Genomic DNA, 9,615 nt, shown 5'->3' on the forward strand with positions numbered 1-9,615 from the left:
TCGTCTGTATCGCCACGTGGTACGTGATCGAGAAGACCAAGCTCGGCGCCTATCTGCGTGCCGGCACCGAAAACCCGAAGATGGTCGAGGCGTTCGGCATCAACGTGCCGCTCATGGTCACGCTGACGTATGGCTTCGGCGTGGCGCTGGCCGCGTTCGCGGGCGTGCTCGCGGCGCCCGTCATCCAGATCTCGCCGCTCATGGGCCAGAACCTGATCATCGTCGTGTTCGCGGTGGTCGTGATCGGCGGCATGGGTTCGATCATGGGCTCGATTCTCACGGGCCTGGGCCTCGGCGTCATCGAGGGCCTGACCAAGGTGTTCTATCCTGAAGCATCGTCCACGGTGGTGTTCTTCATCATGGTGATCGTGCTGCTGCTGCGCCCGGCCGGTCTGTTCGGGAGGGAGAAATAATGAGCGGAGTTACCGGACAGGCGGGTCAGCCCGCCGTTGCGAAGAGCGCCAACGGCATCAAGGAAGGAAGCGGCGTGCAGAAGAAAGTCTTGTATGGCCTGCTGCTCGCGGGCCTGATCGCGGCGCCGCTCGTCGGCGCGTATCCCGTGTTCGTGCTGAAGGTGCTGTGCTTCGCGCTGTTTGCCTGCGCGTTCAACCTGCTGATCGGCTTTACGGGCCTGCTCTCGTTCGGCCATGCCGCGTTCTTCGGTGGCGCGGGCTATGTGGCGGGGCAGGCGATGAAGGTGTGGGGCGTGACGCCCGAGATCGGGCTGCTGCTCGGCACCGCGGCGGGCGCGGCCATCGGCTACGTGGTCGGCTCGCTCGCGATTCGCCGCCAGGGCATCTACTTTTCGATGATCACGCTCGCACTCGCGCAGATGCTGTTCTTCATCTGCCTGCAGGCGCCGTTCACGGGCGGTGAAGATGGCCTGCAGGGGATTCCGCGCGGCAAGCTGTTTGGCGTGCTGTCGCTCTCCGACGACCTCACGCTGTACTACGTGGCGCTCGTGATCATCGTGGCCGCGTTCGCATTGATCGTACGCACCGTGCATTCGCCGTTCGGGCAGATCCTGAAGGCGATCAAGGAGAACGAACCGCGCACGACCTCGCTCGGCTACGACACCGACAAGTTCAAGCTGATGGCCTTCGTGCTGTCGGCCGCGCTGTCGGGGCTCGCTGGTTCGATCAAGGCGCTCGTGCTTGGCTTCGAGACGCTGACCGACGTGCACTGGTCGATGTCGGGCTCGGTGATCCTGATGACGCTGGTGGGCGGCCTGGGCACGCTGTCCGGCCCCGTGGTCGGCGCGTTCGTCATCGTCGCGCTCGAGAACAAGCTCGGCGATATCGGCGCGTTCCTCGCCTCGGCGACCGGTATCGGCTGGTTCAGCGTGCTGGGCGAGTCCGTGACGATGGTCACCGGCATCATCTTCGTGATCTGCGTGCTCACGTTCCGCCGCGGGATCATGGGCGAGCTGATCGCGCTTACGAGCCGCAAGAAGCACTGAAGGCACTCATGCGGCGCGTGAGTGCCCGCTTTTGGGGCTAGGGTTTCTGCTAGCTTGTCTCGGACGCACCGCTTAGTTACATTGCATATACGGTTTTCGCAGGTTACTTGGAGGCGGAAGCGAGGAGACGACAAGGCGCGCACCCGGTGTCGGGTAGCATGTGCCAAATAGATAAAAGGCGTTGCCGATAATATTCGGCAACGCCTTTTTTATTTCCCGGTACCGAAGGGACGATGCGAGCGCCAGCCCGTTCACGTCCGTATCGCGTCTCATTGTCGTCCATTCCCATGCCTTCTCCGACGTCTTCCGCTACCTCTTCCGATCGCGCTGTCCCCGCGCCCCTTCTCCGTGTCGCCGAATCGGCCGATGCCGATCGCCTCGACGCATGGCTCGCCGTGTGGCGTCCACTGCCCGTACCGGAGGCTCGGGCGCGCCGTCTGGCGCTCGAGGCGCTGCTCGCGCAGAGCGGACAGGGCGTCTGTGTGATGCGCGAGGCCGCCGATGGCACCAATCCGGTGCGCGCGCTCATGGCCACCACGTTGATCCACCACCTCACCCTTGCGGGCCGAGTGGCCATGGTGGCCGACTGGTGGTGCGATATGCCGGGCAGCGAAGCCGCCCGCGAAAGCTTCGATGCCTGCATCGGGCTCCTCGCCGACTGGTGCCGCGCGCACGGCATCCGTCATCTCCTGGCAGCGCCCACGCTACTGCCCGGGGCCGAGGCACCCCAGGGGTTCGTGCGCGACGCCAGCGGGCTGTGGCGGCGCGACTGCATGCCGGCAGCCAAGTTGCTGGGATAGCGCCACCGTTTCAATCGGCCCACACTCGGGTTAATCCGCCTTCCCGCGCCAAATCGCTCTGTTAGACTGAATTCGCATTCCCGACCGTGCGGTCGGCGAATGCAGCTGCGCACTCCGGGGTAAGAGCCGCGCAGGACGGGAAAAACGGGACGTACTTCATCGCTCTGCGCATGCGTCGTTCCGGGACAAGTCGGCGAGGGCGCCAGCGATGCGCCCGGCGACCGCCACACAGAGTCCGCCAGATCATGACAAGCGGGCCCATATCAGGACTGGAGGCATCCGCCGGCCGGAAGGCGGCGGATGCCTTTTTTCATTTCTGCCACGGAAGGAGAGGACATGAGATTGAAGCGTGCCAGCTTGCTGGCGCTTGCCGCTGCCTGCCTGTTCGCTGGGGTCACTGGCGGCGCGGCCGCCCAGATCAAGGTCGGGGTCACGGTCTCCGCGACGGGTCCCGCCGCCTCGCTGGGCATTCCCGAGAAGAACACGTTCACGCTCATGCCGAAGCAGATCGGCGGCAAGACCGTCGAGTACATCGTGCTCGACGACGCCTCGGATACCACCACCGCGGTCAAGAACACGCGCAAGCTCGCCAGCGAGGACAAGGTCGACGTGCTCGTCGGTTCCACCGTGACGCCCAACTCGCTCGCGATGATCGACATCGCCGCCGAAACCGGTACGCCGATGATCGCGATGGCCGCGTCGGCGCGGCTGATCGAACCGATGGACACCAAGCGCGCGTGGGTCTTCAAGACGCCGCAGAACGACTCGCACATGGCCACGGCGATCGCCGAGCACATGACCAACAACAACGTGAAGACGGTGGCGTTCATCGGCTTCGCGGACGCGTACGGCGACGGGTGGGCCACGGAGTTCGCGAAGGTCGCGGACCTGCGCAAGATCCGCGTGGTGGCCAATGAACGCTTTGCGCGCACCGACACGTCGGTGACGGGCCAGGTGCTCAAGCTGATGAGCGCCAATGCGGACGCGGTGCTGATCGCAGGATCGGGTACGCCCGCGGCGCTGCCCGCCAAGACGCTCAAGGAGCGCGGCTACAAGGGCAAGATCTATCAGACGCACGGCGTGGCCAATGCCGACTTCCTGCGCGTCTGCGGCAGGGATTGCGAGGGTACGTTCCTGCCGGCGGGCCCGCTGCTCGTGGCGGAGCAGCTGCCCGACAGCAATCCCGTGAAGAAGCCCGCGATGGCCTACAAGACGGCCTACGAGAAAGCGTTCGGCGGACAGGTGTCGGGCTTCGGCGGCCATGCGTGGGATGCGGGCCTGCTGCTGCAACACGCGATTCCGGAAGCGCTCAGGAAGGGGGAGCCGGGCAGCAGGGAGTTCCGCAAGGCCCTGCGCGACGCGCTCGAACAGACGAAGGACCTCGCGGTCTCGCACGGCATCATGAACATGAGCGCGACCGATCATCTGGGGATGGACCAGCGCTCGCGCGTGATGGTGCAGATCGTCGACGGCAAGTGGAAGCTGCAGTCGCGATGAGCACATGGACCTCTCTATCGCGGCCATTCTCGCGCAGGACGGCATCACGACCGGCGCCATTTACGCATTGCTCGCGCTGGCGCTCGTGCTCGTGTTCTCGGTCACGCGCGTCATCTTCATTCCGCAAGGCGAGTTCGTTGCCTATGGCGCGCTGACGCTGGCGGCCATGCAGGCCGGCCACGCGCCGCGCACGACGTGGCTGCTGGTGGCCATGGGCGCGCTGACGTTCGTGCGCGAGGTCATCCTGCTGGCGCGAAGGCATCGGTTCGGCTGGCGCGCGCTGCTTGTGCTGGCGGGCAAATACCTGTTCTTTCCGCTCGCGGTGCACGGGATCGTGCACGCCGTTGGCACGCAGCCGTTGCCGATGCCCGTGCAGATCGCGCTCACGCTGCTCGTGGTCGTACCGCTCGGCCCCATGCTCTACCGGCTCGCCTACGAGCCGCTCGCGGAAGCGAGCACGCTCGTGCTGCTCATCGTCTCCGTGGCCGTGCACTTCGCGCTGGTGGGACTTGGCCTCGCGATGTTCGGCGCGGAGGGCTCGCGTACCGACGCGTTCTCCGATGCGCGCTTCGAGGTCGGCACGCTCAGCGTGTCGGGCCAGAGCCTGTGGGTCGTCGGCGTGTCCGCGCTGCTTATCGGCGCGCTCTACGGCTACTTCGAACATACGATTCACGGCAAGGCGCTGCGCGCGACCGCGGTGAACCGGCTCGGCGCGCGCCTCGTGGGTATCGGCACCGCGCAGGCGGGCAGGCTGTCGTTCACGCTGGCCGCTGCAATGGGTGCGCTCTGCGGCGTGCTGATCGCGCCGCTGACGACGATCTACTACGAGTCCGGCTTCCTGGTCGGGCTCAAGGGATTCGTGGGCGCGATCGTCGGCGGCCTCGCGAGCTATCCCGTGGCGGCGGCGGGCGCGTTGCTCGTGGGCCTGCTGGAGTCGTACTCGTCGTTCTGGGCGAGCGCGTTCAAGGAGGTGATCGTGTTCACGCTGATCATCCCGGTACTGTTGTGGCGCTCGCTCACGGGCAAGCGCGTCGAAGACGAGGAGTAGGCGGTGACGATGCTGACCGAGGAGCCCGTCGCCGGACCGGCGGCGAACGCGCGTCGCGCGCGTGCGCGCCTGCCATGGCACCGCGTGCTCGCCACGCTCTTCGTGGCCGCGCTTGCGGCCATGCCCGTGCTGCCCACGCCGGAGTTCTGGATCACGCTCGGCAACTACATCGGGCTCTACAGCCTCGTTGCCATCGGCCTCGTGCTGCTGACGGGCGTCGGGGGCATGACATCGTTCGGACAGGCCGCGTTCGTGGGGCTCGGCGCCTACAGTACCGCGTACCTGACCACGCAGTTCGGTCTGTCGCCGTGGTTCGGGTTGCTGGCGGGGCTCGTGGTGACGTTTTGCTGCGCGAGCCTGATCGGCGCCATCACGATGCGCATGTCGGGGCATTACCTGCCGCTCGCGACGATCGCCTGGGGCCTGTCGCTGTTCTATCTGTTCGGCAATCTCGAGTTCCTCGGCAAGTACGATGGCCTGACCGGCATACCGGTGCTGTCCGTCTTCGGCGTCCCGCTGCAGTCGGGCCGCGCGATGTTCTACGCGATCTGGTGCGTCGTCCTGCTGGCCATGCTGCTGTCCGCCAATCTGCTGAACTCCCGGCCCGGCCGTGCGATCCGTGCGCTGAAGGGGGGTGTCACGATGGCCGAGGCCATGGGTGTATCCACGGGATGGATGAAGGTGGTCGTATTTGTCATCGCGGCAATACTGGCGTGCATATCTGGGTTTCTCTATGCGCATCTGCAGCGCGCGGTGAATCCCACGCCGTTCGGGCTCAATCACGGCATCGAATACCTGTTCATGGCCGTCGTCGGTGGTGTGGGGCATGTGTGGGGCGCCATCGTCGGCGCCGGCGTGCTCACGATCCTCAAGGACGCGCTGCAGGGGTTGCTACCCCGGCTGCTCGGGTCGACCGGGAATTTCGAGATTATCGTGTTCGGCGTGCTGATGGTGCTGTTGCTCCAGTACGCACCGGATGGCATCTGGAATTACCTGTCGCGATGGTTTCCCGCGGGGCCGCGTGTCCACGCCCCCGATGAGGCACCGGCACTGCCGACGCGCCAGAAACCCGAGCCCGGCGAGTTGCTGCTCGACGTGCGCGAGGCGCGCAAGCAGTTCGGGGGGCTGGTCGCGGTCAACGACATCAGCTTCCAGGTCCGCGCGGGGGAGATCGTCGGCCTGATCGGCCCGAACGGCGCGGGCAAGTCCACCACGTTCAACCTGATTACGGGCGTGGCGTCGCTGACGGGGGGCGAGGTGCGTTACCGCGGCGACCTCATCTCCAACCGTCCTTCACGTGAAATCGTCGCGCGCGGCATCGGCCGTACCTTCCAGCACGTGCATCTGCTGCCGTCGATGTCCGTGCTGGAAAACGTCGCGCTGGGCGCGCACCTGCGCGGCGACTTCGCTCCGCAGGGTGGGGTGGTGGCGGCAATGCTGCGCGTCAACCGCGAGGAGGAACGCAAGCTGCTGTTCGAGGCCCGTACCCAGCTCGAGCGCGTCGGACTCGGCGATCGTCTCCATGACGAAGCGGGCAGCCTCGCGCTCGGCCAGCAACGCGTGCTCGAAATCGCGCGTGCGCTGTGTACGGATCCGGCAATGCTGCTCCTCGACGAGCCGGCCGCGGGACTTCGCCACCTGGAGAAGCAGGCGCTGGCCGCGCTGCTGCGCAAGCTCAGGGGCGAGGGGATGAGCGTGCTGCTGGTCGAGCACGACATGGATTTCGTGATGAACCTGACCGATCGCCTCGTCGTGATGGAGTTCGGTGCGCGCATCGCGGAAGGAACGCCGGCGCAGGTGCAACGCGATCCTGCGGTGCTCGAAGCCTATCTGGGTACGGGGGACATCGACGGTGCTTGAGATCGACGACCTCCATGTGCGCTACCGCAAGGTCGAGGCCGTGCACGGTGCCAGCCTGCGCCTCGCCGCCGGCAGCATCGTCACGGTGATTGGCCCGAACGGGGCGGGCAAGTCCACGCTGCTCAATGCCGTGATGGGCGCGCTGCCCCCGTACGGGGTGGCGGCCGGCGGTATCCGGCTGTTCGGCGACGACGTCACGGCCTTGCCGATCGAGGATCGCGTGGCGCTTGGCATGTGCCTCGTGCCCGAACGCCGCGAGCTGTTCGGCGCCATGACGGTCGAGGACAACCTGGTACTGGGCGCGTTCCGGCGGAAGCGGGCAGGGGAGCGCGCGTACCTCGACCAGATGGATGTGGTCTACGGCCTGTTCCCGCGTCTGCGCGAACGGGCCCGGCAGGAGGCCGGCACGCTATCGGGCGGCGAGCGCCAGATGCTTGCCATCGGCCGCGCGCTGATGGCCAGGCCGCGTGTGCTGATGCTCGACGAGCCCAGTCTCGGGCTGGCGCCACTGATCGTCCGCGAGATCTTCCAGATCATCGATCGCCTGCGGCAGACCGGCGTGGCGACCTTGTTGATCGAGCAGAACGCCCGCGCCGCGCTGCGGGTGGCGGACTATGGCTATGTGCTCGAGACCGGCGAGATCGTGATGGAAGGGGAGGCCACCAACCTGGCCAGCGACCCGCGCGTGGTCGATGCCTATCTTGGGCTCGGGCGGCACACGGTCGCCTAGGCCCCGACGAGGCGGCCTTTCCTGAGAAGCGTTCCGCCGCAGTGTTTCACGTGAAACACTGCCGGCGATTCCGATGTGCGTTCCACACGATGTTCCACGTGAAACATTGAAGGGGCCCAAAGTCCGGCCCCCGATTGCCGCTATAATTCGACATCCCAAATTTTCCGCTCATAACCTCCCGGAGGAGGTGTCCCATGCTTTACCCGAAAGAATTCGATGTCATCGTCGTTGGTGGCGGCCATGCCGGCACCGAAGCCGCCCTCGCAGCCGCCCGCATGGGCTGCCAGACGCTGCTGCTGACCCATAACATCGAGACGCTGGGACAGATGAGCTGCAATCCGTCGATCGGCGGCATCGGCAAGGGGCATCTGGTCAAGGAAGTCGATGCCATGGGCGGCGCCATGGCCGCTGCCACCGACGAGGCCGGTATCCAGTTCCGCATTCTGAACTCGAGCAAGGGCCCGGCCGTCCGCGCCACGCGTGCCCAGGCGGACCGTGTGCTGTACCGCAAGGCCATCCGGACCCGCCTCGAAAACCAGCCGAACCTGATGCTGTTCCAGCAGGCCGTCGATGATCTGATGGTGGAGGGCGACCGCGTGGTCGGTGCCATGACGCAGGTGGGCATTGCCTTCCGTGCACGCGCGGTGGTGCTGACGGCGGGGACATTCCTCGACGGCAAGATCCACGTCGGCCTCGACAACTACACCGGCGGCCGTGCGGGCGACCCGGCCGCGGTCTCGCTGTCGGCCCGGCTGAAAGAACTGAAGCTGCCGCAGGGGCGCCTCAAGACCGGTACGCCCCCGCGCATCGACGGGCGCACGATCGACTTTTCGGTCATGGAAGAGCAGCCGGGCGACCTCGATCCGGTGCCCGTGTTCTCGTTCCTGGGCCATCCGAGCCAGCATCCGCAACAACTGCCGTGCTGGATCACCCATACGAACGCGCGTACCCACGAGGTTATCCGCGGCGGTCTCGACCGCTCGCCGATGTACACGGGCGTGATCGAAGGGGTAGGGCCGCGCTACTGCCCGAGCATCGAGGACAAGATCCATCGATTTGCGAGCAAGGAAAGCCACCAGATCTTCCTGGAGCCGGAAGGCCTGACGACCAACGAGTTCTACCCGAACGGCATCTCCACGAGCCTCCCGTTCGACGTGCAGCTGGACCTCGTGCACTCGATTCGCGGGCTCGAGAATGCCCATATCCTGCGCCCCGGCTACGCCATCGAGTACGACTACTTCGACCCGCGCGCCCTCAAGTCATCGCTCGAGAGCAAGGCCATTTCGGGCCTGTTCTTCGCAGGCCAGATCAACGGCACGACGGGCTATGAAGAGGCAGCGGCACAGGGCCTGCTGGCCGGCATTAACGCGGGCTGCTTCGCGCGCGAGCGTGACGCCTGGGCGCCGCGCCGCGATCAGGCGTACCTCGGCGTGCTCGTCGATGACCTGATCACGCGCGGCGTGACCGAACCGTACCGTATGTTCACGAGCCGCGCGGAGTTCCGTCTGAGCCTGCGCGAAGACAACGCCGATATGCGCCTGACCGAGATCGGCCGCGAGCTCGGCGTCGTGGACGACGTGCGCTGGGCCGCGTTCAACCGCAAGCGCGACGCTGTTTCACGTGAAACAGAGCGCCTCAAGAGCACGTGGGTGAACCCGTCGATCCTGCCCGAGGCGGACGCGGTACCGTTGCTGGGCAAGGCCATCGAGCGCGAGTATTCGCTCGCGGATCTGCTGCGCCGTCCGGCCGTCACGTACGAGGCCCTGATGGCGATGCAGGCAGGGCGCTACGCGCCCGAGCAGGCCCTCGATGCCGACCCGCTGCTGGTCGGCCAGATCCGCGAGCAGATCGAGATCGGCATCAAGTACCACGGCTATATTGCGCGTCAGGCCTCGGAGGTGGAGAAGCTCGAGGCCAACGAATCGACGCGGCTGCCCGCCGGCTTCGACTACACCGAAGTTCGCGGGCTTGGCTTCGAGGTCAGCCAGAAGCTCAACCAGCATCGGCCGGAAACGCTGGGCCAGGCCTCGCGGATCTCGGGCGTCACCCCGGCGGCCATCTCGCTGCTGCTGGTGCATCTGAAAAAGAAGGGCATGGGTCGCGCTGCCGCGGCCGGTGGCCAGGAGGCAGCCTGAGTGGGGGGCTCCCGTTATTCGGCAGGCCGTGCGGTCGTGGATGCGACCGCACAGCGTGGGCCGCGGGGGACCCCGCCGGCCAACAA

General features: G+C 66.3%; 8 protein-coding genes. All 8 read left to right on the forward strand.

Going from position 1 to position 9,615, the window contains the following annotated elements; genetic code table 11:
• Positions 1-413 (forward strand): branched-chain amino acid ABC transporter permease (locus tag AAHB16_RS32585; RefSeq protein ID WP_342052926.1); only part of this gene is annotated, 413 nt, incomplete at its 5' end.
• Positions 413-1,459 (forward strand): branched-chain amino acid ABC transporter permease, encoded by a 1,047-nt coding sequence (locus AAHB16_RS32590; RefSeq protein WP_150373375.1) that lies wholly within the window; start codon positions 413-415, stop codon positions 1,457-1,459. The genes AAHB16_RS32585 and AAHB16_RS32590, both read left to right, overlap by 1 nt.
• 287 nt (positions 1,460-1,746) lie before the next feature.
• Complete coding sequence (locus tag AAHB16_RS32595) at positions 1,747-2,259, forward strand: hypothetical protein (RefSeq protein WP_342052927.1); 513 nt, start codon at positions 1,747-1,749, stop codon at positions 2,257-2,259.
• A 336-nt stretch (positions 2,260-2,595) separates the two neighbouring features.
• The gene (locus AAHB16_RS32600; protein WP_342052928.1) at positions 2,596-3,756 is read left to right on the forward strand and encodes an ABC transporter substrate-binding protein; all 1,161 of its coding nucleotides are present in this window, start codon (positions 2,596-2,598) and stop codon (positions 3,754-3,756) included.
• A 4-nt stretch (positions 3,757-3,760) separates the two neighbouring features.
• Positions 3,761-4,804 (forward strand): branched-chain amino acid ABC transporter permease, encoded by a 1,044-nt coding sequence (locus AAHB16_RS32605; protein ID WP_342052929.1) that lies wholly within the window; start codon positions 3,761-3,763, stop codon positions 4,802-4,804.
• 9 nt (positions 4,805-4,813) lie between these two features.
• Positions 4,814-6,664, forward strand: coding sequence for a branched-chain amino acid ABC transporter ATP-binding protein/permease (locus AAHB16_RS32610; RefSeq protein ID WP_446718159.1), 1,851 nt, complete (start codon positions 4,814-4,816; stop codon positions 6,662-6,664).
• Entirely contained in the window at positions 6,657-7,394 is a 738-nt protein-coding gene (locus AAHB16_RS32615) for an ABC transporter ATP-binding protein (RefSeq protein ID WP_223851356.1), read from the forward strand. Before AAHB16_RS32610 ends, AAHB16_RS32615 begins: the two co-directional genes overlap by 8 nt.
• A gap of 194 nt (positions 7,395-7,588) precedes the next feature.
• On the forward strand, positions 7,589-9,529 hold the full coding sequence (mnmG, locus tag AAHB16_RS32620; protein ID WP_342052930.1) for a tRNA uridine-5-carboxymethylaminomethyl(34) synthesis enzyme MnmG: 1,941 nt from the start codon (positions 7,589-7,591) through the stop codon (positions 9,527-9,529).
• The last annotated feature ends 86 nt before the right edge of the window (positions 9,530-9,615 follow it).

The organism is Cupriavidus sp. OTU4054, assembly GCF_038440175.1.
GTDB lineage: Bacteria > Pseudomonadota > Gammaproteobacteria > Burkholderiales > Burkholderiaceae > Cupriavidus > Cupriavidus pauculus_D.

Bases quoted from the DNA above. Each gene is read 5' to 3' on its own strand.
- AAHB16_RS32590 (WP_150373375.1), top strand. From the start codon at position 413: ATGAGCGGAGTTACCGGACAGGCGGGTCAGCCCGCCGTTGCGAAGAGC.
- AAHB16_RS32595 (WP_342052927.1), top strand. From the start codon at position 1,747: ATGCCTTCTCCGACGTCTTCCGCTACCTCTTCCGATCGCGCTGTCCCC.
- AAHB16_RS32600 (WP_342052928.1), top strand. From the start codon at position 2,596: ATGAGATTGAAGCGTGCCAGCTTGCTGGCGCTTGCCGCTGCCTGCCTG.
- AAHB16_RS32605 (WP_342052929.1), top strand. From the start codon at position 3,761: ATGGACCTCTCTATCGCGGCCATTCTCGCGCAGGACGGCATCACGACC.
- AAHB16_RS32610 (WP_446718159.1), top strand. From the start codon at position 4,814: ATGCTGACCGAGGAGCCCGTCGCCGGACCGGCGGCGAACGCGCGTCGC.
- mnmG (WP_342052930.1), top strand. From the start codon at position 7,589: ATGCTTTACCCGAAAGAATTCGATGTCATCGTCGTTGGTGGCGGCCAT.